Here is a 22433-nt window from a genome sequence, read left to right as displayed (position 1 = left end):
GTCAAACCCGGCCAGCTTACACACAGCGATGATTTGACCGGTGCGGGCTGCCTGATAGGGTCGCCAGCATGGAAGCCAACGCGCAAAAGTGCCCTGAAAAACACGTACTTGTTTTGGGCGCGAGCGGGACGATTGGCCGGGCGGTCGTGGCCGCCTTGTTGTCCGACGGGCATGAAGTGGCCGCGGCCCTGCGGCGCTCACCAGCGGCGGATGCTATCGTTCAAGAGCTCCAGCAAGCAGGCGCTGAATGCCGCTTTGGCGATGTCACTGACTCTACTTCGATTGGACGCGACCTTTTCCAAGGCGGTCCGTTCGATGCAGTCGTCTCGTGCCTCGCCTCTCGCAGCGGCACGGCGAAAGATGCCGAGGTCATCGACTTCGCGGCGAATGCGAATGCCCTCGCGGCCGCGAAGGCTGCTGGGACGCGGCATTTCATTTTGCTGTCCGCCATCTGCGTTCAAAAGCCGCTGCTCGCATTCCAGCGCGCAAAGCTGAAGTTCGAGGCGGAGCTTGCCGCGTCAGGCCTGACATATTCAATCGTCCGGCCAACGGCCTTCTTGAAGTCCCTGTCCGGGCAAGTCAAAGGCGTACAAAAGGGCAAGCCTTTTATGGTTTTCGGCGATGGCGAGCTGACCCGGTGCAAGCCGATCAGCGACGCGGACCTTGCGCGCTTTATCGCCGATTGCCTTACCGATCCTGAGCGGCACAATCGTATTCTGCCAATTGGCGGTCCGGGGCCAGCAATTGGCCCGCTCGACCAAGCCGCAATGCTGGGCGATTTGCTCGGGCGTGAGGTCAAGGTGCGGCGCGTGCCGGTTGGCATGATGAGCGTGTTCGCATGCCTGTTCGCTGTTGGAGAGCGGTGGTCGAGTTGGTGCGCGGAAAAAGCCGAATACGCCCGGATCGCGCGCTATTATGCGACGGAAAGCATGCTGGTGCTCGACCCGGAAACCGGCCAATATGATCCCGATATGACCCCTGAATTCGGCGAAGACACCCTGCGCGATCACTATGCCAAATTGCTGGAAACCGCCGAGTGAGTTCAGGCAGTCTGCTCTTCACCGCGCTCAGCTGCGTGTTCTTTATGGCGCTGGTCGGATGGATCAGCTGGCTGAAAACGCGCGGGACGGCTGATACCAAAGACGGCTATTTCCTCGCGGGGCGCGGGCTCGGCGCGACCTTTATTGCAGGCTCGCTACTGCTCACCAACCTTTCCGCAGAGCAGCTGATCGGGCTGAACGGTTCCGCCTATGGCTACAACATGTCGAGCATGGGCTGGGAGGTAACGGCGGCGGTCGCGACCATTGCGATGGCGCTCATATTCCTGCCGAAATATCTCGCGGGCGCCTTCACCACCCTGCCGCAATTCCTCAATGACCGGTTCGACCCGGTGGTTCGCCGCATGTCGGTGGTGCTGTTCATGCTTGGCTACGGCCTCGTGACGATCCCTAGCGTTCTCTATTCCGGCTCGGTCGCGGTGCTGCTCTTGTTCGATGTGCCCACGCTGACCGGTCTCGCATACTTCCCGGCATTGGTGATGACGGTGATTGCGATCGGCGTCACCGGTGCGGTCTATGCGATATTCGGAGGGCTGCGCGCGGTGGCGATCTCCGACACGCTCAATGGCGCGGGCTTGCTCATCATCGGAGTGCTTGTACCGGTGTTTGGCCTGATCGCGCTGGGCGGCGGAAGCTTTGGCGATGGCCTGGCCCAGATCACCACGCAAAACCCAGAGAAGCTGAACGCGATTGGCGCGGCGGATGATCCCACGCCGTTCGGTACGATCTTCACCGGCATGATCTTCGCCAACCTGTTTTACTGGTGCACCAATCAATATGTGATCCAGCGCACGCTAGGCGCACAAAGCCTTGCTGAGGGACAAAAGGGCGTCCTGTTTTCTGGCTTTTTCAAGATTCTGGTGCCGTTCATGATGATGATCCCTGGCGTCATCGCGTTCCACCTTTATGGCCCGGGACTGGGCACGATTGACGAGGCCTATCCAAGGCTGATCCGAGACGTCTTACCGGTCTATCTGTCCGGCTTTTTCCTCGCGGTGCTGCTGGGCGCGGTGTTCAGTTCTTTCAATTCTCTGCTTAATTCCGCCGCGACCCTGTTTGCCTTGGACGTTTATGCGCCCGCGCGCGGCGGTGAGGCGAGTGACGCAGAATTGGTGCGGGTCGCCAAAATCGCCAGCCTGGTGATCGCGCTGTTCTCTTTCGTGGTCGCGCCGCTGCTCTATTTCTCACCAGAAGGGCTGTGGCAGATCATCCGGGTCTTCACTGGTTTCTACAACATCCCGACGGTGGTGATCGTGATCGTCGGCCTGTTTACATCGCGCGTTCCTGCGCTGGGCGCGAAGCTGGTGATCATCTTCCATGTGGTCACATACTGTCTCATCCGCTTCGTGTTTGATGATGTGATCACACTGCACTTCATCCATCTCTATGCGGTGCTGTTTTGGATCGAGGTTGGCATCATGCTGGCCTGCGGCTGGCTGCGTCCGCGCGCAGAGGCGTGGCAATTCACCCGCAAACAGCAGGTCGATATGAGGCCGTGGCGCTTTGCCAAGCCGCTGGCGGTGACGCTGTTCAGCTGTGTCGTGGCGACCTACCTGCTGTTCTCGCCGCTGGGGCTGGCGTCGGTGGCCGGTCCGGGGGTGGTGTTTTTTGGTCTGCTCGGTGCGTTAACGGTCGGGAATGTTGCCGTGTGGATATGGTCGGCAAATCGAGCAAACGCTTAGTCAATCCGTCACCCTGAACTCGCTTCAGGGTCCATCCCCAGTACAAACCGCGAATGTTGAGTGGGCGATGGATGCTGGAGTCGAAGACGTGCTTGCACAAACAAGTTCAGCATGACGAGGTGAAAATTTAGGCAATCAGCGAGGCCAGCACCCGGCGTTTGCCCGCGAATGGCCGCCGACCGTGCATCACTTGATAATTGTCGAGCAAAGCGACATCGCCGGCCTGCCACGCCAGATCATGGGTGAGATCATCCGCAATGCGGATCGCATCGGCCATCTCTTCCGGCGTTATCGGCTCGCCGCCGCCAAAGGTAATCGCACGGTTAGGATCATTGCGGCTGTCGGCCCAGCCCCTAAACGCCGCGATCAGCTGGTTGAAGAAGCTGGTGCCGCCGCTGGCAAGCTCGCGCACAGCGGGCAAAGCCGCAGTGGTGACGCGCAGGCTTTCATCCTCCAGCCATTCCCATGAATAGCCGAGTTCTGAGAGCCGCGCTTCTGCGCCCGCCTGATCGGCCACGCTCAGCGTGCTGCGCCAGCTGCGCCCTTGGCCAGAACCGGCATCATCGCGGCCCGGCATGACATTGGTGTAGCGCACGCCCTCGGCCTCGACGCGCGCGACGAATTCCGGATTGGCGTCGCGCAATTGATCGAGCACCCAGTCGGACCGGCACAGCGGCGTCGCTCCGCCGCTTTGCGCCGCGATCTCACAATAGAAGAACAGTTTCGCTGGAAACAGCGGGGTCTGCGCCATCTCATGATGCAGGAAAATCTCAGTCTCTGGCGGCGCTTCATTGGCGGTGAAGACGCGCGGCGTCACATTGGTGCGCACCGCATTGGAGAGCGAATCCTCATAGGTGAACCCAGCCTCACCGTAAGCCTCAATCGCCGCATCGAAGGCGAGGGGGTCTGGTACATCGAACCCGCGAAACAGCAGGGCACCTGCATGATCCAGCGCCGCATCGACCGCTGGCTTATTCGCGCTGATGAACGCGCTTAGATCGCCGCCGCCGGTGATGATGGCTGGGAATTCGGGGGTGTCACTCATCGCGCCGCTCAATCGTAAATCGGGTGGAAGGTGCCGAACGCCGCCTCAGCGAACACACCAGGATCGTTGAACCGGCGGTCCTGATTGAGCGCGCTGATCGCGGCCATCTCAACCTGGCTCAGTTCAAAATCATCAATGCTGAGATTCTCACGCATCCGTTCAGGCTTGGTGGTCTTTGGGATCACCGCCGTGCCGCGCTGCACGCCCCAGCGCAGAACCACTTGCGCCGCCGTTTTGCCATGCGACTGAGCCGCCACCATAACCGGGGCAGAGCCGAGCACGCTCTCTTCCTTTTCCGCCATGTCGAGCTCGAAATAGCTTTGCGCGCCGAGCGGGGAAAAGGCGGTGACAGGAATGCCGTAGGCCCCCGCGCAGCGGATCAGCTTCTCCTGTGTCAGGAATGGGTGAGATTCTACTTGCAGCATCGCTGGTACGATCCGGGCATAGCTCATCAAATCATGGATCAAGCCGGTGTTGTAGTTGCATACGCCGATCTGCTTCACGAGGCCTTTATCGACCAGAGCCTCCATCGCTGCCCATGTCGCATGCAGCGGAACGTTGGCCAGTTTCATGCCGGAGTTCGCGGCGGGATCATGCACCCATTCAGGCGGATAGCGTGTCTCAATAGGCACATATTCAAGCGCGATCGGGAAATGGATCAGATAGAGATCAAGCTGCTCGACGCCCAGGTCATCCAGAGACTTTCGGCATGCTTCTTCGACATGTTCGGGCGCGTGGAATGTGTTCCACAACTTAGAGGTGATCCACAGCTCATCACGGGTCACCAGACCTTCAGCGATCGCCTGCGCAATTCCTTGCCCGGTTTCAATCTCATTGCCGTAATCCGCGGCGCTGTCGAAATGGCGATAGCCTGCGCGGATAGCCTCAATGACGGTTGCTGCCGTATCTTCGCGCGGGATTTTCCAAAGGCCAAAGCCGATTGGGGGCAGGATTTGCGGCATAGTCTAACCTTCGTCTGAGAAATTGAGTTCGACCGGCTGGCCGGTGGCGATGCTTTGCTGGGCAGCAGCGCCGATGACAACCGAGCGATAGCCATCGCGAGCCGTAATCAGCGGTTCGCCGCCGCTCAGCAGCGCCGCGTGGAAATCGCGCAGCTGATAATATGTTGCCCCGTGATGATCACCAGCGGCGAGGGCATCGGCAGGGGTTTCGACAGTCTCGCGGTGCGGGCCAGACCTATCACGCGGAGACCAGATCACTTGGCCGCGCGGCAGCTTCACTTCCATCTTGCCGATGGGGCCGGCCGCGCTGATTTCTTCTTGCTGCTCAGACCCTTCAGCGAACATGCACAGGTCCAGTACGGCGCGCGCTCCGCCTGCGAAATCCACCATGACAAAGGCGTTGTCTATAATGTCGGGCGTTTCGCCGCCATATGTTTCATCGAGGTGGTTTACGTCCTGAGCGCCGCTGGCAAACACGCGCACGGGTTCATCGCGAAGGATGTGCCGCATTAGGTCGAAGAAGTGACAGCATTTCTCCACCAAGGTGCCGCCAGTGTTACGGTTGAAACGGTTCCAATCGCCGACCTTCTCGAGGAATGGGAAGCGGTGCTCGCGAATGGCGAGCATTTTGATATCGCCCGCCTCGCCAGCATGAACCCGCTCAATAAAGCGTGTGACCGGCGGCATGTAGCGGTATTCGAGACCGACCCAGAAAAGCCCCTCATAGTCGCGCGCGATTTTGGCCAGCGCCTCTGCATCATCGACGCTGGTGCACATCGGCTTTTCGAGCAGCACCGCGCAGCCCGCTTCCATGACCGGCGCAACGACTTCGTAATGCGTGAAATTGGGCGATGCGATGATGACGGCGTCGGGGTTCGCCTCGCGCAGCATGGCGGCATTATCGTCATAGCAGGTGATGGCCTGACCAAGCTCGTTTGCGAGCGCCTTGGCGGCGCTGCGAGATCCGGCATCAGGATCGGCAATCGCGACCAGCTCCGCGCCGGAAACCAGCGCCAAGTTCTGCATATGCTCGCGGCCCATCATGCCGCATCCGATGATTGCGTATTTGCGTGCGATGCTCATGGCTGGCTCATGTCTGCGCGGCGGCGGAATGGCAAGTGATCATGCGCCGCGTTGAGTAATCGCATAGCCAGCGGGCGCAATTTCCTCACCGGTTTCAGGCCAAACCACAGGCCTGCTGGAATAGTTGAACGCGAAGATATGCGAGGCGCTGCGGCGGGTGCGCAAACCTTCGGGCAGGGCGGTGAGGGCAACACCCGCTTCGCTTGCCATGCGCTCTATGAGCCGGTCCAGCAAGGCGCGATCGGGCCAGACAGAAACATAGCGGCGATCGCTGTGCTTATAGACCACGCCGCAGCCATCGGCGTCGGCAAATTCGGGTTCGAGGTCGCTCGTAATATCCTCGCGCCAACGTGTGATATCAAAGCCATCACCCGGCTCGTTCACGCCATCGCGAATGCTTTCGGCGCGGGTGACTTTAAGCGCAAACAGCTCCTGCAATGCGCCGGGTGCCAAATTGTCAGGAATGCAGAAGCTGCTCGTTTTGCTGCCAGAGCGGGGCCCGATCAGAATGGGGCATTCAAGCGCCGCCAGTTTCTCCGCGAAGCCATCTGGCACAATCGGCAGGGTTGGGATGACGACCATTTGATAGTCCGTCAGGTCTGCGGCGGGCGAGACAATATCGACGTCGAGCCCCGCGCGGCGCAGCGCGGAATAATGCTCGTACACCAGCTCCAGATAGCGGAAACTCTTTCCCTGTGGCTGAATACCGCATACCCAAGCGGCCTCGTAAGAGAACACCAGAGCGACAGGAGCGCGCGCGGTCTCTTGCGGGCCGATATCAGCAATCACCCTTGCGGCCTCTCGCACTTCGTCGGCTGCTGGCGCTTCTTCACTGTCGGGCCTCAGCAGGCCTGCGTGCATTTGCTCTTGCGCAAATGGGGCCTGCCGCCAGCGGAAATAGCTGGTGAATTCCGCCCCGTGCGCCATCGCCTCCAGCGTCCATAGCGCCACCATTCCGGGCAGCGGCGCAGGATTGAAGTGCGCCCAGTTCACCGGGCCCGGTTGCTGCTCCATCACGCCCCAGCGCCCGCCCGTGCAGCCACGATAAAGATCGTGGTGAAAGGCGGCGATGTCGGGATGGCCTTGGCGCAGAAAATCCCGCTTTTCGTCTTCGCTGAACCAGAATTGCTCCAGAAATCCAAGCGGGTAGCTGTCCCAGGTCGCGACATCCAAATCCTGGCTGACGTCATAGTGATCGAACTCGGTGAAGAACCCCATGAAATTGTGAGTGATATCGCGGTTCGGCGTTGCGGCGCGCAGAATTTCAGTCTGCTCGCGGTTGAAGCTGGCGACCTCGTCGGAGGCAAATCGGCGGTAGTCTAGCCAATGCGCTGGGTTTGCCTCGATTACGGTGAGCTGCGGCGGATCGACTTCAGCAAAGGCGCGATATTCCATGCTCCAGAAGACATTGCCCCACGCGGCATTCAGCGCATCGACATAGCCGTATCGCGCGGCGAGCCACTCGCGGAAACGCTCAGCTGCTGCCTTTGAGAAGCTCAAAACCGTGTCATGACAGCCATATTCATTGTCGGTTTGCCACATGGTGATCGCAGGATGAGTGCCATAACGCTCTGCCATGGCCGCGGTGATCCGGCGGCTCTCGGCGCGGTATCCCATGTGTGAAAAGCAATAATGCCGCCGCGAGCCAAAGCCGCGCGGACGGCCTTGCTCGTCAATCGCGACGATGTCCGGCATTTGATCGACCAGCCATTTGGGCGGCGTCGCCGTAGGCGTGCCAAGGATGATGTTGAGGCCCGCATCGGCGAGTGTCTCAATCGCCCGGTCGAGCCAATCCCACTCAAATTTGCCCGACTGCGGCTCAATCCGGCTCCAGGCAAATTCGCCGATCCGTGCCAGAGACAGCCCCATTTCGGCCATGCGCCGCGCATCATCGGCCCACATATCCTCCGGCCAATGTTCGGGATAATAGCAGCAACCCAGCTTCATTTTGCGCGTCCTTTGGCGTTTCCGAAAGCGGGGTTTCGCGCCCGGCGGATCAGAAAGCAAGTCTGCGCGTTGTTCGATTATCGGCCTAAGGGTTAACTCCTATGGCTTTGGTGCATTTACAGATATAAAAATATCTTTATATGTCGCCTTCACGATGAATATCGACACAATCTTCCGCGCGCTGGCCGACCCCACTCGGCTGCGCATCATGCGCCTGCTTTCGGCGATGGAATTGGCCGTGGGCGAACTCGCGCAAGTGCTCGGACAGAGCCAGCCGCGCGTCTCGCGCCATGTCGGCATTTTGTGCGATGCGGGCCTGGCAGAGCGCCGGCGCGAGGGCAGCTGGGTGTTCCTGCGGATGCAGGGCGGGGCGGAGCAAGCCTCCCCCGTGGTAGAGGCAGTTGCGCGTTTGCTCGCCATTGCTGAGGTGGAAGATCAGGATTTTGGCCAGGCCTGCGCTGAGGATATGCGAAAGCTGGCCGCGATCCGGACCGCCCGCGAAGAAGCCGCCGAGGGTTACTTTGCGCGCCATGCCGGCGAATGGGATGAGCTGCGCCGCTTGCACAGCTCAGATAGTGAGGTCGAGAAGGCTTTAACGCGCGCCCTGGGCGGTGCGCCGCTTGGAGCGCTGCTTGATATTGGCACGGGAACGGGCCGCATGGCGGAATTGTTCGCAGGTAGCGCAGAACGGATTGTAGCGCTCGATAAGAGCCTCGAGATGCTGCGGATCGCGCGAGCTAAGCTGCAACATCTTCCGACCGAGCAAATCGAGTTGGTGCAGGGTGATCTCGGCGATCTACCCTTTGCCGCCGCGAGCTTTGATACCATTGTGATCCACCAAGTGCTTCATTTCGTGCAGGATCCAGCGCTAGCACTGGTGGAGGCGGCGCGGGTCACGCGGCCCGGCGGGCGCATCGCGATCGTCGATTTTGCCGCGCACAATCACGAAGAATTGCGCGATCGGCACGCGCACGCGCGCCTCGGCTTTTCCGATGCGCAATTGCGCGACCTCTTGTTTGACGCAGGCTTTAAGCCCGAAGCGCCCCAAGCACTCGACGGCGAGCAGCTGACCGTAAAAATTTGGCTCGGCGAACGCCGCAGCAACCCTCTCTCAACCCCCGCTAAGGAGCGCACAGCGTGAGCCCGACCCTCGATCAAATGCATGAAGCGCGCACGGCTTTGGATACGCCGCTTTTCTCCGGATTGCCCGGTGACATTGATATCAGCTTTGAATTCTTCCCGCCCAAATCAGAGAAGATGGCAGAGACCCTGTGGAGCAGTGTCGACACGCTTTCACCGCTGGGGCCGCGCTTTGTCTCGGTGACCTATGGTGCCGGGGGATCGACGCGGGAACGGACCCATGAACAAGTGGTGCGGATCCAGAACGAAGCGAATATTCCAGCAGCAGCGCATCTGACCTGCGTCAACGCAACCCGCGAAGAGGTGGATGCGGTGGCGCGGCATTATTGGGAAAGCGGTATCCGCCATATCGTTGCCTTGCGCGGAGACCCGCCTGAGGACGCGGGCGGATACACGCCGCACCCCGGTGGATACGCCAATGCGGTGGAGCTGATCGCGGGTCTAAAGAAGGTCGCTGATTTCGAGATATCCGTTGCAGCCTATCCAGAAGTTCACCCGGATTCCCCTGATGCACAGGCCGATATCGACAATTTGAAAGCGAAGTTTGAAGCAGGCGCAACCCGCGCCATCACCCAGTTCTTTTTTGAGCCAGAGTGCTTCTTCCGCTTCCGCGACAAAGCGGCGGCGGCCGGGATCAATGGTGAGATTGTGCCCGGCATCATGCCGGTGATGAGCTTCGCTGCGGTTCAGCGGATGTCCGGCATGTGCGGCACGGCGATACCAGCTTGGATGGAAGGCTTGTTTGACGGCTTGGACGAACGCCCGGCTGCGCGCCAGCTGGTCTCTGCGACGATTGCCGCAGAGCTGTGCCGCAAGCTTTATGCAGGCGGTGTGCGCCAGTTTCATTTCTACACGCTCAACCGTGCGGAGCTGAGCTATGCGATTTGTCATATGCTTGGCAAACGTCCGTTGGGAGAAGCGGCATGAGCGCGCGGGAAGCTCTGCGGGCGGAAGCTGAGAAGCGCGTGCTGATCTTTGACGGCGCGTTCGGGACGCAAATCCAGGAGCGCAAGCTGACCGAAGAGGACTATGCCGGTGATCTGGGGCTGAAGGCCGATCAAAAGGGCAATAATGACATTCTCGCCCTGACCCGGCCCGATGTGATTCAAGACATCACGCGCAGCTATCTGGATGCGGGATCGGATGTGATCTCCACCAACACATTCTCAGCCAACCGGATCAGCCAAGCGGATTATGCCGCTGAGGAACAGGTGGCCGCGATCAACATTGCCAGTGGCAAAATCGCCCGCGCATTGGCGGATGAATATGCGGCGAAAGACGGCCGGCCGCGCTTTGTCGCAGGCGCGATAGGCCCGACCAATAAGACCTTATCGCTCAGCCCCGATGTCGAAGATCCCGGCTTTCGCGAGATCGACTTTGATGAGCTGACCGCAGTCTACAAAGAACAGGCCTCCGCGCTGATCGAGGGTGGGTGCGACTTCATCCTGATCGAAACCGTGTTCGACACGCTGAATGCCAAGGCAGGCATTATGGCGGTGAAGCAGCTGGAGGCAGATCTGGGCCGCGAAGTGCCAGTGATGATTTCGATGACGCTCACCGATCTGTCAGGCCGCAATTTGTCCGGCCATACGGTCGAGGCATTTTGGTATGCCGTGCGCCACGCCAATCCGATCACCATCGGTCTCAATTGCAGCTTTGGCGCAGATCAGCTGCGCCCGCATGTTCAGGTTCTTTCGGGCATCGCCGACACTTTGCTGATGGCCTATCCCAATGCGGGCCTGCCCAATGAGCTGGGCGAATATGACGAAATGCCGGAGACCACGGCTGGTCTGGTCAAGCAATGGGCCGAGAACGGCCAGGCGAATATTCTGGGTGGTTGCTGCGGATCGTCGCCTGCGCATATTCAGGCGATTGCCGATGCTGTTGCTGGCCTTTCCCCGCGCAAAGTGCCTGCGCCAGAAACGGCCATGCGACTTGCTGGCCTAGAACCTTTCACGATTGCGGCATGACTCAGGCGGCTGTTGCGGTGGATGCGGTGAAAATCCGGCCTGCGGGCGTAGACGACGTAGCGCGTCTTCGCCTGATTTCGGACGCCACCTTTCTTGAGACTTTTGCAGGTGAGATCAGCGGCGATGCTCTTGTCGCGCATTGCCAGGACAAGCATGCACCCGACTATTTGTTGGAGCTGCTGACGAAAGGCGCGAAGGCTTGGCTTGCCGAACTGGATGGAGCACCAGTTGGCTATGCAATGCTAACCGCACCAGAGTTGGATGCGGCGCGCAGCGGCGATATTGAGCTGAAGAAGATTTATCTGCTTTCGCGCTTTCACGGCCAAGGAATTGCGCCGCGTCTGTTCGCGGCGGTCCTTGAAGGCGCAGCAGGCTATGATCGATTGCTGCTGGGCGTAAAGGCGGACAATCACCGCGCAATCGCATTTTACACAAAGCAAGGCTTTGCCCAAATCAGTACGCGCCAATTCAATGTTGGTGGCAAGCTATACGATGACAGCGTTCTGGCGCGCGAATCGGACCGGAAGTGACCCGATGAACGAGAATTCCACTCAAGCCACTGGCGCACGCTTCATCAATGTTGGTGAGCGCACCAATGTCACCGGCAGCGCTCGGTTCAAGAAACTCATCATGGCGGATGATTACGCCGCCGCGGTCGAGGTCGCGCGGCAGCAGGTCGAAAACGGCGCGCAAGTGATAGACGTCAATATGGACGAAGGGCTGCTCGATGCGGTTCACGCCATGACGACGTTCCTCAAACTGATCGCGGCAGAGCCTGATATCGCCCGCGTTCCGGTGATGATCGACAGCTCCAAATGGGAGGTGATCGAGGCTGGTCTGAAATGCGTATCCGGCAAGCCGATTGTGAACTCAATCTCGATGAAGGAAGGCGAAGAGCCGTTCCTTGAGCAAGCGCGCAAATGCATGGCTTACGGTGCGGCTGTGGTGGTGATGGCGTTTGACGAAACCGGCCAGGCGGACACAAAGGCGCGCAAGGTTGAGATTTGCAGCCGCGCTTACGAGCTGCTCACCAGCATCGGGTTTCCACCGGAAGATATCATCTTTGATCCCAACGTTTTTGCGGTCGCCACCGGCATCGAAGAACATGACCGCTATGGCCTCGACTTCATCGAGGCTGTGCGCGAGATCAAGGCTGCATGCCCACATGTGAAAACCAGCGGGGGGCTGTCCAACCTCTCTTTCAGCTTTCGCGGGAACGAGACAGTGCGCCGCGCGATGCACTCCGTTTTCCTCTATCATGCGATCCCCGCAGGGCTCGACATGGCGATCGTCAATGCTGGGCAATTGGATGTCTATGACACGATTGACCCCGTGCTGCGCGATGCGTGTGAGGATGTGATCCTGATGCGCCCGGTAGAGGGTGAAGACAGCGCGACCGAGCGGCTGATCACCCTGGCCGAAAGCTTCAAGGGCAAATCGAAAGAAGACGACAAACAGGCGGCGGAATGGCGCGGATGGGAAGTTCGCAAGCGATTGGAACATGCGCTGGTCAAAGGGATCGATGCGCATATCGTCGATGACACCGAAGAAATGCGCAGCGCCACTGCCGACGCAGGTGGCCGTCCGATTGAAGTGATCGAAGGCCCGCTGATGGACGGCATGAATGTCGTTGGCGATCTGTTCGGCAGCGGCAAAATGTTCCTGCCGCAAGTGGTGAAATCCGCGCGCGTTATGAAAAAGGCCGTCGCGCATCTTATCCCCTTTATCGAGGCTGAGAAGGATCTGCTGCCGGAGGCTGAGCGTAAGGCCAAAGGCAAGATCATCATGGCGACCGTAAAGGGCGACGTGCACGATATCGGCAAAAACATCGTCGGCGTTGTGCTGCAATGCAATGGCTATGAAGTGATCGACCTTGGCGTGATGGTGCCGTGGCCGAAAATCCTGGAAACGGCGAACGATAACAATGTCGATATGATCGGCCTATCCGGCCTGATCACCCCGTCGCTGGACGAGATGGTGACCGTGGCCGAAGAAATGCAGCGCGCAGAGATGACGATGCCGCTGCTGATCGGCGGAGCGACGACTAGCAAGGTTCACACCGCGCTGAAGATCGATCCGGCCTACAATGGCCCGGTGATCCATGTGCTCGATGCGAGCCGCGCGGTTGGCGTGGCGTCGAAATTGCTTTCAGATACTCAGCGCGACGGCTTTGTCGGCGACACCGCCGGCGAATACACCAAAGTGCGTGAAGCGCGGGCGGGCAAAACGCCGAGCGTGCTGCTAAGCCTCGAAGATGCGCGGGCCAATTATTACGACGCCTACCTCAGCGACAAACCCGCCCCGCCGCTGAACCCCGGCGTGCATGTGTTTGACGATTGGGATTTGGCGGATCTCAGGCAATATATCGATTGGACGCCATTCTTCCGCGCTTGGGAGCTGCACGGCAATTATCCTGCGATCCTGACGGATGATGTGGTTGGCGAAACTGCCAGCCAGTTGTTCGATGATGCGAATGCAATGCTCGACCAGATCATTGCGGAAAAATGGCTGACCGCGCGCGGTGTGGCGGGCCTTTGGCCCTGCGCACGCGACGGCGATGATGTGACGATCCACCGCGTTCGGCGTGAGGAGCATATAACGCTGCCATTCCTGCGCCAGCAGGTGAAGAAATCGCGCGACCGGGCCAATATGTGCCTTGCCGACTTTATCGATCCTGATGGGGATTGGATTGGCGGCTTTGCAGTCGGAATCCACGGGATTGATCCGCATTCGGCCCGCTTCCAAGCGGATAAGGATGACTATTCCGATATCCTGCTGAAAGCGCTGGCTGACCGGTTTGCCGAGGCTTTTGCTGAGCGTCTGCACCAGCACACGCGCACCGATCTGTGGGGCTATGCGCCCGGTGAGCAGCTGACCAATGAAGCGCTTATCAAAGAGCAGTATCGCGGCATTCGCCCGGCGCCGGGCTATCCTGCCTGTCCGGATCACTCGCTTAAGCCGATCCTATTTGAGCTGCTCGAAGCAGAAAAGAACGTCGGCCTGGAGCTAACCGAGAGCTTCGCGATGTATCCAACGGCGGCCGTCTCAGGCTTCTATTTCGGGCACCCGGAATCGCAATATTTCGGCGTTGCGCGCGTCGGGCGCGATCAATTGGAGGATTATGCGGCGCGGCGCGGCGTCGATCTGGAAACAGCGGAACGCTGGCTGCGTCCTAATTTGGATTGATTGTGCAAGGTTTAGCGGCAATGCTCGGGCCATGTATGCTCGATTGCTTGCTCCGCTGCTCCTTGCTCTGCCGATGACTTCGGCCTGCGCGACCATACCGGACATTGATGCCGGTCCGCCGCCCGCGACAGTGGTGGTGGCGTTCGACCGAGAGACGATCACGCCGCTGATTGTCGAGGGCGTGCGCAATCGGGAGCGCGGCGAGGCGGTCGAAGCCAATGATCCGGTGCGCATCGCCAGCATTTCAAAACTGATCATGGCGCTGGCAACCCTGCGGTTGGTCGATGAGGGCAAGGTCGATCTGGATGCGGATGTGTCGGACTATTTGGGCTGGCAGGTTCGCTCGCCCAATTTCCCCGATGCGAAGGTGACTTTGGCGCAATTGCTGTCCCACCGATCCGGCCTGCGCGACAATGCGGGCTACGTCATTCCGCTCGGCGAAAGCCTAGAGGCGAAACTTGCTGAGCCGGAGGCGTGGTATGCTGACAGCCCGCCCGGAGAGGCTCCGTTTGAATACGCTAACCTCGGATCGCCCGTGGTGGCGACCGTGCTCGAGGCGGCCACGGGTGAGCGCTTTGATCGCATCGTAGAGCGCACGGTTTTTGCGCCCTTGGGCGTGAAGGCGTGCCTGAATTGGGTGGGCTGCGATGACGGCATGATCGCCCGCGCGGTCACGCTTTACCGCGATACTGGCGAGGTCGCCCGCGATGAGCCAAGCGATCTGCCGCCCAATTGCACTGTACCCGTGAAGGAGGGCACTGCATGCGATCTTGATAGCTATGTGCCCGGCACCAACGCCTCGATCTTCTCACCTCAAGGTGGGGTGCGGATTGGGATGATGGATCTCGCCAAGATTGGGCAAGCGATCATTACGCCAGGTTCACCGATTGTTGCGAATGGCGTGTTCGGTCCAGAGCAGACCAAATTGATGGATGAACGGATCGAGGGGCAAGAATTCTTCTGCTATTACGCGCTCGGATTTCAGGTGATCGGAGTGGCCAAGGGCGGATGTCTTGACCAGCTTTTCGCAGATGGCGCTGAAATGGCCGGTCATGCAGGTGAGGCATATGGCTTGCGATCAGGCCTCTGGTTCAATCAAAGTAGAAAGTTGGTGTTTGCCTATTTCACCACCGCCGTTCCTCCGCGCCAAGGGGCCGAGGACGAGGGCGGGTTCTCACAGCGAGAAATCAACCTAATGGCGCGCGCTCAGGCGCTGCTGGTGGAGCAAAACTCCAACTGATCGCACGATTGTTTCGCGTTTTCCCGGATAATGCTTAGCGGAGATTGACGCACCCCTTCGCATGCGCAACATGACGGATGCCCGTCAGAAGTGATTCTGGCATCTTTCGCGGGAGAGATTTGGCCGATTTGCCCTCCAAGGCAGTCGGATAAGGCGCCGAAGGAGCAACCGCCCCGGAAACTCTCAGGCAAACGGACCGCGCTGGAATGGGCACTCTGGAAAGCGCTCTTGCGAGCTTTCGCAAAGCCACCGAAGGGGAAGGCTCGCCGCGCTGCAAGGCTAGGCTAAGCTAAGCTCTCAGGTTTCCCGACAGAGGGGGCAGGATGACACGGCGCTTCAATAGTGGAGCGTCGCACGCCTGTGCGGGGACTGATATTGAGCGACGATCACACCACTGACGATATGGAAGATGGCGCGCCGCCAATTGGGCAATTGCCGCTCGATGCCTGGCACCGGGCACGCGGCGCGCGCATGGTCGAGTTCGCCGGCTATGAAATGCCAATCCAATATACGGGCGAAGGCGGCGGCATTGTCGCAGAGCACGAATGGACGCGGACTAGTGCCGGTTTGTTCGATGTGAGCCATATGGGGCAGGTCCTGTTGTCGGGCGAAGGCCTTGATGAGGCCGTCGAAGCAATTCTGCCGATTGATCTCTCAACGCTGAAATTGGGGCGTCAGCGCTATTCTCTGCTGCTCGATGAAAATGGCGGCGTGCTCGATGACCTGATGGTCTCGCGCTGGCCGGGTAATTTGTATCTGGTCGTGAATGGCGCGACCAAATGGGATGACATCGGCCATCTGCGCGAGCATTTGCCCGATGCAATTACGCTGCACCACATGGACGAGCATGCTCTGCTCGCGCTGCAAGGCCCCAAGGCCGTAGATGCGCTCGCGCGCAATGCGACGGGCGAATATTCTCTGTCTGATCTCACCTTCATGCGCTTCGGCCGGTTCGATATCGCTGGGCATGTGGTGACGATTGCCCGCGCTGGCTACACTGGCGAGGACGGGTTTGAAATCTCGATTCCCGCAGAGGCCGCGGAAGAGATTGCGACCCTGCTGTGCGCGGAGCCAGAGGTTCGGCCGATTGGCCTCGGTGCGCGCGATAGTCTCCGTCTAGAAGCTGGCCTGCCGCTTTACGGCCATGATCTATCGCCGGAAATCAGCCCTATCGAAGCGGGGCTGATTTTTGGAATTAACAAGCGCCGTCGCAGCGAAGGCGGCTTTCTGGGAGCAGAGCGCGTTCAGAGCGAAATCGTGAATGGCCCTGCGAAAACGCGCATCGGCCTAAAAGTGGACGGCCGCATGCCTGCACGCGAGGGGGCCAAGGTCTTCGCTGGGAGTGAAGAAATCGGCGTCGTAACCAGCGGCGGCTTCTCGCCCACGCTCGGCCAACCCATCGCCATGGCCTATGTCGATCCCGCCCATGCGGGCGAGGGCCAGACACTAGAGATTGAGGTGCGCACCAAGCGCCTTTCCGCCACCGTTTCACCCATGCCATTTGTACCCCATAATTATTACCGAGGGAGCTGATCACAATGCCGCGTTATTTCACCGATGAACATGAATGGATTGATGTCGAAGGCGAAACCGCCACGGTTGGCATCACCGATTATGCGCAGGAACAATTGGGCGATATCGTGTTCGTCGAATTGCCCGATGTGGGCGCAATGGTCGACAAAGGCGGCGAGGCCGCTGTGGTCGAAAGCGTTAAGGCGGCAAGCGATGTCTACGCGCCGATCACTGGCGAAGTGACCGAGACCAATTCAGGGCTCGAAGATGAGCCTGCGCTGGTCAACACCTCGCCTGAGGAAGAGGGCTGGTTTTTCCGCCTCACGATCAGTGACACCGGCGAGCTCGAAGGCTTGATGGATGACAAAGCGTACAAGGCGTTTGTCGATAATCTGTGACTGTCGTCCCAGCGAAAGCTGGGACCTCAAGGCTGCCAAGCCAAAAAAATGCCGCTCTAGATTCCAGCTTTCGCTGGAATGACGAAAGTGAAAAACAATGCGTTACCTGCCTCTCACCGACACTGATCGCGCCGATATGCTGGCGAAAATTGGTGCCAATTCGATTGATGATCTGTTTGTCGATGTGCCCGCCGTGGCGCAGCTTGATGGCCCGATCCGCGAGCTGCCGATGCATGCCTCTGAAATGGCGGTTGAACGGCATATGAAAGCGCGCGCGAACAAGAATTTGACGGCAGGCGATGCGCCATTCTTTCTGGGCGCAGGGGCGTATCGCCATCATGTTCCCGCCAGCGTCGATACGGTGATCCAGCGCGGCGAGTTCCTGACCGCCTACACGCCGTATCAGCCTGAGATCGCTCAGGGCACGCTGCAAATGCTGTTCGAATTTCAGAGCCAGGTCGCGCGGCTCTATGGCTGCGCGGTCGCCAATGCCTCGATGTATGATGGTTCCACCGCATGCTGGGAAGCGGTGGCAATGGCCGGCCGTGTCACTCGCCGCCACCGCGCGGTGCTATCTGGCGCGCTGCACCCGCATTACAGCCAAGTGGTCAAAACCATGGCGCAGTTTACCGGCGACACCATCGCCGATGCCATGCCCGCCATTCAAACCGAGCCAGACAACGCTGGCCTGATCAGCCGGATCGATGACGACACCGCCTGCGTTGTGGTGCAATATCCCGATATCCTCGGGCGCATCCCTGACCTCACTGAACTGGCCGATGCTGCGCACGCAAAGGGCGCTTTGCTGGTGGTGGTGAACACGGAGCCGGTGGCGCTGGGCGCGATCAAATCGCCGGGCGAGATGGGCGCGGACATCGTTGTGGGCGAGGGGCAGTCTATCGGCGTCGGCTTGCAATTTGGCGGGCCTTACCTTGGCCTGTTCGCAGTGCGCGATCCCAAGCATGTGCGGCAAATGCCGGGCCGGCTGTGCGGTGAGACCACGGATGCGGAGGGCAAGCGCGGCTTCGTGCTGACGCTCTCTACGCGCGAGCAGCATATTCGCCGCGAAAAGGCGACCTCCAACATCTGCACCAATTCCGGCCTGTGCGCGCTGGCGTTCAATGTTCACATGACCTTGCTCGGCGAAAAGGGCCTGCGCGAACTGGCGGCAGAGAACCACCGCTTGGCCTGCATTGCGGCGGACCGGCTGGAGCAAATCCCCGGTGTGAGCCTGCTCAACAGCGCCTTCTTCAACGAATTCACCCTGCAACTTGGCGGAAAGCCCGCGCGCGGCGTTGTGCGCAGCTTGGCTGATCGCGGCGTTCTGGGCGGCGTATCGCTCGACCGGCTCTATCCCGGCGTTGCGGGGCTGGAGGATGCTCTGCTGGTCGCCGTGACCGAGACGACGACAGAGGAAGATATCGAAACACTGGCGAAAGAGCTGGAAGGAGTGCTGTCATGAACGCGCCTAACAAATCTGGCTGGAAGCCTGAGATGCAAGTGAGCGAAGACGGCCTGCACAATGGCCCGTCGACGACGACCGGCAATCGCGCTTTGATGCTCGAAGAGCCGCTGATCTTTGAGATTGGCCATGCGGAGACGACCGGCGTTGATCTGCCCGAGATTGATCCTGATGCGCCCAATCGCCTCGGCGGGTTTGAGCGCAGTGATTCGATTGGCCTCGTTGGCCTGACTGAGCCAGAGACGGTCCGCCATTACACCCGGCTTAGCCGCCAAAACTACGGTATTGATCTGGGCTTCTTCCCCCTTGGCAGTTGCACGATGAAGCACAATCCGCGTCTCAACGAGAAAGTCGCGCGGCTCCCCGGCTTTGCCGATATTCACCCGCTCGCGCCGCAGCAATCGGTGCAGGGCGCGCTGCAAGTGATCCACGAACTGGGCGATTGGCTGATGAAGCTGACCGGCATGCCCGGCGTCGCGATGAGCCCGAAAGCGGGCGCGCATGGTGAGCTGTGCGGTATTCTGGCAATCCGCGCCGCGCACACTGCGCGCGGCGATGCACGCCAAGTCGTGCTGGTGCCGGAAAGCGCGCATGGCACCAACCCAGCGACCGCGGCCTTTGCGGGCTACAAGGTGGAGGATATTCCCGCCACCCCGGAAGGCCGCGTCGATCTGGAGGCGATCAAGGCCCGGCTCGCGCCTGATGTGGCGGCGGTGATGATCACCAATCCCAACACTTGCGGATTGTTCGAAAAGGATTTCCGCGAGATTGCCGATGCGGTTCATGCCGTGGGCGGATATGTCTATTGCGACGGCGCGAATTTCAACGCGATTGTCGGCCGGGTGCGCCCGGGCGACCTTGGCGTGGATGCGATGCACATCAATCTGCACAAGACCTTCTCTACCCCGCATGGCGGCGGCGGCCCCGGCTCTGGCCCGGTGGTGTTCTCAGAAGCGCTGAAGGACTTTGCCCCGCTGCCGGTAGTGCGCAAAACCGCTGACGACAGCTATGAGCTGGTCGAAGAAGAGGGCCGCAAGCATCGCGGGCAAAGCTTTGGCCGGATGACCGCGTTCCACGGCCAGATGGGTATGTTCACCCGCGCGCTCACCTATATGCTGAGCCACGGGGCCGACGGTCTGAAGCAAGTCTCCGAAGACGCGGTGCTCAATGCAAACTACGTGCTGCGCAGTCTGGAAGACATCCTGCATGCTCCATTCGCAGACAGCGGGCCGTGCATGCACGAGGCGCTGTTTGGCGATAAGGATTTCGGTGGCGGCCTTTCAACGCTCGATCTGGCGAAAGCGCTGATCGACGAGGGCTATCACCCGATGACCGTGTACTTCCCGCTGGTGGTGCATGGCGCGATGCTGGTCGAGCCGACTGAGACCGAAAGCAAGGCGAGCATTGATCAGTTCATCACCGCGTTCCGCAGCGTGACAGAGCGCGCGCTGGCTGGTGATGAGACGATGAAGCAAGCGCCGTATTATGCGCCGCGCCGCAGGCTGGATGAGACGCAGGCTGCGCGCAAGCCGAAGCTGGCATGGCAGGATCCGGAGTCGTCAGCTTAAGCGGTAGGACCTAAAGGGCGGGGCGATCGGGCTTATTAAGCTCCGCCTCGCCATCCGGCGCGACCGCGATTTTGATCTCACGCAGGTTCAGCACCACCACGAAGAAGCCAAGCACGGCAAGCGAGCTTGATCCGAGCATGGCAAAAGCCGCGCCTTTCGCGCCGTCCCATTCGATCGCTGTGCTGAGCAGGAGCAGCGCGAGTATGGTCGGCACCGCGCGCACGAAAAATGCGGTGTGCGCCTTACCAGCGGAAACCAGCAGCGACTCCAGACTGGCCCCGACCAGCTCCACCGCGCCTGCGATGGATAGGATCACCATCGCCCAGTAGAAACCGGAGAAGTCATCCTCCGCGATGGTCGCGAGGCCCCAACGGCCAAACAGCAGCGCCATGCCCACTGCTAGCCCGCCGGCAACAACCGCGATATTGGCCATGCGCCGCGCGATCTCAACCGCGTTTTCCTTGTCATGCACGAGCTCTGGCAAGATCGCTTTCGATATGGTTTGCGCGAGTGTGACGAGCGCCTGACCCAGTTGAGCCGCGACGCGGAAGCCGCCCGCGAGCGCCGCCCCGCCGAATGTGCCGACCAGTAGAATGATCACCTGCTTGCCCGCAATCGTTAGGCTGCCCGACATGTTGGTCGACCAGACAAAGCGCCATGCATCGCGGTGCTTTTTGGGAAGTTCGGTCAAGCTGACCTTTGAAAAATCAATCGGCTCTTTGCGGGTGGCGACGATCCATAGCGTGATCGCCACGGCGACCTCCGCCGCGGCCCAAGCCATTATAAACCCAGCGACATTGGGCATGAACAACCAAGCGAGCACCGCGCCTGCCGCGCGGATCGCGGGCTGGACTGCCTCTGCGCCGGTTGCCGTGGCAAATTCAAATCTCAGCCGCAGCAGGCCCGTGGGCGTGGTGCGGATCGATAGCAGCGAGACGATGCAATAGCCAAAGGTCAGCCACAGCAGCTCGTTCGGCAGCGGCAGCCATATCTGCGCCGTCCACACCACAAAGGCCGCGATCACCGCGCCCATCACCACCGACAGCAGATCAAGCGCGATGGCAAAGCCGGTCGCCTCTCCCGGGCCGTCACCGTTTGCGCCCCAGCGGATGATGAATTGCCAGGTCTGGAAATTGGCAAGGCCCGTGACCGTCTGGCCCAAAGCGACAATGATCGCGAAATGGCCGAAGCTCTCAATCCCCAGCGTGTGCGTCGCGAGGTAGAGATAGAGCAGGCTCATCGCTGCGTTAAAGCCGCGCCCTCCGAGGAGCCAACCGATGTTTTTGAAGAGGCGCTTCATGGCGGCGTGTCCGTATGCTTAGCCGCGTTTGCCTTCGGTCTTGGCCAACAGCCGCTCGGTCACTTCAAAGGTCCGCTCATTATCGACGTCGATGGCGTATTGGCCCCTCGACAGAACAATCGGCACCATCTTCAGCCCAAACCGGCGTGAGATTTGCGCGAACAATTTCTCTTTTGAGCCCCAGCCCATGCGGAACCGGATCAGGTTCATAAAGCCGAACGCCTTGATGATGCGGCGCGGGAATTTCACAAACTGCCCGCCTTCGCGCATGATCTCTGCGGCTTTCAATGCCTCCGCACCGCCCATCCAATACATGTTGCAATTCGAATATCCGCCGTCCTTAAACTGATAGAACTTCGATTGGCCTTCGGGATCGGCGGCCTGCACATCTTCCTTGCGCGCCAGCCCAGCGGCGGCGCCAGCGTTTTCGGCCAAAGCCTTGTCGATGAATTCGGCATAGCCTTCGGGCGTGACCAGGCAATTGTCAGCGGTGGTGATGAGCATGGGAAACTCCACGCCCTCCGCACCTGAAAACACGCTGTCGACAATGTTGAACTTGCCTTCTGCAAAGCTCAGACGGCCTTCTTCGATCAGCTTTGCGACCACGGGCTGAGCAGCGATTTCGTCCGGCTCATGCGCGACGATGCGAATTTTGCCCACTCGCTCGCAAGCGGCGACCTGTTCGACGACGCGCGCGACCATGGGTGTGCCATTGACCGGGACGACGCATTTTTGTGCGACACCAGCGCGCTGGGCCAAGGGGTCGAGCACACCGGAGCGTTTGCCGGCCATGATGAGAGCAGTTGCTTTGATTGATCCGTCCATGCCCGCGCCTTTAGCGCTAATCGGGGGGCTGCGCAAAGTGGTGTGCGATGAGTGT

Annotated in this window: 18 protein-coding genes and 2 riboswitches; of the genes, 12 read left to right on the top strand and 6 right to left on the bottom strand. The window is 60.0% G+C overall.

Annotated features, from left to right (window positions below; genetic code table 11):
- Positions 1-68: 68 nt before the first annotated feature.
- Positions 69-1040: an SDR family NAD(P)-dependent oxidoreductase gene (locus tag AC0V6V_RS06145; RefSeq protein ID WP_486164561.1), complete on the top strand. Its 972-nt coding sequence runs from the start codon at positions 69-71 to the stop codon at positions 1038-1040.
- Entirely contained in the window at positions 1037-2740 is a 1704-nt protein-coding gene (locus AC0V6V_RS06140) for a solute:sodium symporter family transporter (RefSeq protein ID WP_486164560.1), read from the top strand. The genes AC0V6V_RS06145 and AC0V6V_RS06140 overlap by 4 nt, the downstream gene beginning before the upstream one ends.
- Before the next feature lie 127 nt (positions 2741-2867).
- Here AC0V6V_RS06140 and AC0V6V_RS06135 read toward each other — a convergent pair whose 3' ends face one another.
- The 4 genes from AC0V6V_RS06135 to AC0V6V_RS06120 are packed head-to-tail and all read right to left on the bottom strand — an operon-like array spanning position 2868 to position 7777.
- A complete protein-coding gene (locus AC0V6V_RS06135; RefSeq protein WP_486164559.1) occupies positions 2868-3785 on the bottom strand; it encodes a TauD/TfdA family dioxygenase in 918 nt (305 codons plus the stop codon).
- Between the two features lie 8 nt (positions 3786-3793).
- Positions 3794-4747: an aldo/keto reductase gene (locus AC0V6V_RS06130; protein ID WP_486164558.1), complete on the bottom strand. Its 954-nt coding sequence runs from the start codon at positions 4745-4747 to the stop codon at positions 3794-3796.
- A 3-nt stretch (positions 4748-4750) separates the two neighbouring features.
- Positions 4751-5830, bottom strand: coding sequence for a Gfo/Idh/MocA family protein (locus AC0V6V_RS06125; RefSeq protein ID WP_486164557.1), 1080 nt, complete (start codon positions 5828-5830; stop codon positions 4751-4753).
- A gap of 39 nt (positions 5831-5869) precedes the next feature.
- Positions 5870-7777 (bottom strand): beta-galactosidase, encoded by a 1908-nt coding sequence (locus tag AC0V6V_RS06120; protein WP_486164556.1) that lies wholly within the window; start codon positions 7775-7777, stop codon positions 5870-5872.
- A 154-nt stretch (positions 7778-7931) separates the two neighbouring features.
- Between AC0V6V_RS06120 and AC0V6V_RS06115 the strand changes: the two genes are divergently transcribed.
- The 10 genes from AC0V6V_RS06115 to gcvPB all read left to right on the top strand — a co-directional run bounded on the left by AC0V6V_RS06115 (position 7932) and on the right by gcvPB (position 20253).
- A complete protein-coding gene (locus tag AC0V6V_RS06115) occupies positions 7932-8918 on the top strand; it encodes an ArsR/SmtB family transcription factor (RefSeq protein ID WP_486164555.1) in 987 nt (328 codons plus the stop codon).
- A 17-nt stretch (positions 8919-8935) separates the two neighbouring features.
- Entirely contained in the window at positions 8936-9844 is a 909-nt protein-coding gene (gene metF, locus AC0V6V_RS06110; RefSeq protein WP_486166056.1) for a methylenetetrahydrofolate reductase [NAD(P)H], read from the top strand.
- The gene (locus AC0V6V_RS06105) at positions 9841-10887 is read left to right on the top strand and encodes a homocysteine S-methyltransferase family protein (RefSeq protein ID WP_486164554.1); all 1047 of its coding nucleotides are present in this window, start codon (positions 9841-9843) and stop codon (positions 10885-10887) included. The genes metF and AC0V6V_RS06105 overlap by 4 nt, the downstream gene beginning before the upstream one ends.
- Complete coding sequence (locus AC0V6V_RS06100) at positions 10884-11417, top strand: GNAT family N-acetyltransferase (RefSeq protein WP_486164553.1); 534 nt, start codon at positions 10884-10886, stop codon at positions 11415-11417. The genes AC0V6V_RS06105 and AC0V6V_RS06100 overlap by 4 nt, the downstream gene beginning before the upstream one ends.
- 4 nt (positions 11418-11421) lie before the next feature.
- Entirely contained in the window at positions 11422-14073 is a 2652-nt protein-coding gene (gene metH / locus AC0V6V_RS06095) for a methionine synthase (RefSeq protein ID WP_486164552.1), read from the top strand.
- A 31-nt stretch (positions 14074-14104) separates the two neighbouring features.
- Entirely contained in the window at positions 14105-15313 is a 1209-nt protein-coding gene (locus AC0V6V_RS06090) for a serine hydrolase domain-containing protein (protein ID WP_486166248.1), read from the top strand.
- A 99-nt stretch (positions 15314-15412) separates the two neighbouring features.
- A riboswitch (glycine riboswitch) is annotated at positions 15413-15522 on the top strand.
- 2 nt (positions 15523-15524) lie between these two features.
- Positions 15525-15630: riboswitch (glycine riboswitch) on the top strand.
- 58 nt (positions 15631-15688) lie between these two features.
- Positions 15689-16846, top strand: a complete 1158-nt coding sequence (gene gcvT / locus AC0V6V_RS06085; protein ID WP_486164550.1) for a glycine cleavage system aminomethyltransferase GcvT — start codon at positions 15689-15691, stop codon at positions 16844-16846.
- Positions 16847-16851: 5 nt separating this feature from the next.
- Positions 16852-17223 (top strand): glycine cleavage system protein GcvH, encoded by a 372-nt coding sequence (gcvH, locus tag AC0V6V_RS06080; protein ID WP_472643177.1) that lies wholly within the window; start codon positions 16852-16854, stop codon positions 17221-17223.
- Positions 17224-17320: 97 nt separating this feature from the next.
- Positions 17321-18685, top strand: coding sequence for an aminomethyl-transferring glycine dehydrogenase subunit GcvPA (gene gcvPA / locus AC0V6V_RS06075; protein WP_486164549.1), 1365 nt, complete (start codon positions 17321-17323; stop codon positions 18683-18685).
- Positions 18682-20253, top strand: coding sequence for an aminomethyl-transferring glycine dehydrogenase subunit GcvPB (gene gcvPB, locus AC0V6V_RS06070; RefSeq protein WP_486164548.1), 1572 nt, complete (start codon positions 18682-18684; stop codon positions 20251-20253). Before gcvPA ends, gcvPB begins: the two co-directional genes overlap by 4 nt.
- A gap of 10 nt (positions 20254-20263) precedes the next feature.
- Here the strand turns inward: gcvPB and AC0V6V_RS06065 are convergent, their stop codons facing one another.
- Both AC0V6V_RS06065 and AC0V6V_RS06060 read right to left on the bottom strand, forming a co-directional pair.
- The gene (locus AC0V6V_RS06065) at positions 20264-21553 is read right to left on the bottom strand and encodes a lipopolysaccharide biosynthesis protein (protein WP_486164547.1); all 1290 of its coding nucleotides are present in this window, start codon (positions 21551-21553) and stop codon (positions 20264-20266) included.
- A gap of 18 nt (positions 21554-21571) precedes the next feature.
- Positions 21572-22378, bottom strand: coding sequence for an NTP transferase domain-containing protein (locus AC0V6V_RS06060; RefSeq protein WP_486164546.1), 807 nt, complete (start codon positions 22376-22378; stop codon positions 21572-21574).
- Positions 22379-22433: the final 55 nt, after the last annotated feature.

This window comes from Erythrobacter sp. S249, assembly GCF_057364975.1.
Note: the sequence above shows the minus strand (reverse complement) of the source record. Positions and strands in the feature narration are given on the sequence as shown.

Bases quoted from the DNA above. Each gene is read 5' to 3' on its own strand.
- gcvH (WP_472643177.1), top strand. From the start codon at position 16,852: ATGCCGCGTTATTTCACCGATGAACATGAATGGATTGATGTCGAAGGC.
- AC0V6V_RS06065 (WP_486164547.1), bottom strand. From the start codon at position 21,553: ATGAAGCGCCTCTTCAAAAACATCGGTTGGCTCCTCGGAGGGCGCGGC.
- AC0V6V_RS06125 (WP_486164557.1), bottom strand. From the start codon at position 5,830: ATGAGCATCGCACGCAAATACGCAATCATCGGATGCGGCATGATGGGC.
- AC0V6V_RS06060 (WP_486164546.1), bottom strand. From the start codon at position 22,378: ATGGACGGATCAATCAAAGCAACTGCTCTCATCATGGCCGGCAAACGC.
- AC0V6V_RS06100 (WP_486164553.1), top strand. From the start codon at position 10,884: ATGACTCAGGCGGCTGTTGCGGTGGATGCGGTGAAAATCCGGCCTGCG.
- AC0V6V_RS06120 (WP_486164556.1), bottom strand. From the start codon at position 7,777: ATGAAGCTGGGTTGCTGCTATTATCCCGAACATTGGCCGGAGGATATG.
- metF (WP_486166056.1), top strand. From the start codon at position 8,936: ATGCATGAAGCGCGCACGGCTTTGGATACGCCGCTTTTCTCCGGATTG.
- metH (WP_486164552.1), top strand. From the start codon at position 11,422: ATGAACGAGAATTCCACTCAAGCCACTGGCGCACGCTTCATCAATGTT.
- gcvPB (WP_486164548.1), top strand. From the start codon at position 18,682: ATGAACGCGCCTAACAAATCTGGCTGGAAGCCTGAGATGCAAGTGAGC.
- AC0V6V_RS06130 (WP_486164558.1), bottom strand. From the start codon at position 4,747: ATGCCGCAAATCCTGCCCCCAATCGGCTTTGGCCTTTGGAAAATCCCG.
- gcvPA (WP_486164549.1), top strand. From the start codon at position 17,321: ATGCGTTACCTGCCTCTCACCGACACTGATCGCGCCGATATGCTGGCG.
- AC0V6V_RS06105 (WP_486164554.1), top strand. From the start codon at position 9,841: ATGAGCGCGCGGGAAGCTCTGCGGGCGGAAGCTGAGAAGCGCGTGCTG.
- AC0V6V_RS06145 (WP_486164561.1), top strand. From the start codon at position 69: ATGGAAGCCAACGCGCAAAAGTGCCCTGAAAAACACGTACTTGTTTTG.
- AC0V6V_RS06135 (WP_486164559.1), bottom strand. From the start codon at position 3,785: ATGAGTGACACCCCCGAATTCCCAGCCATCATCACCGGCGGCGGCGAT.
- AC0V6V_RS06115 (WP_486164555.1), top strand. From the start codon at position 7,932: ATGAATATCGACACAATCTTCCGCGCGCTGGCCGACCCCACTCGGCTG.
- AC0V6V_RS06090 (WP_486166248.1), top strand. From the start codon at position 14,105: ATGTATGCTCGATTGCTTGCTCCGCTGCTCCTTGCTCTGCCGATGACT.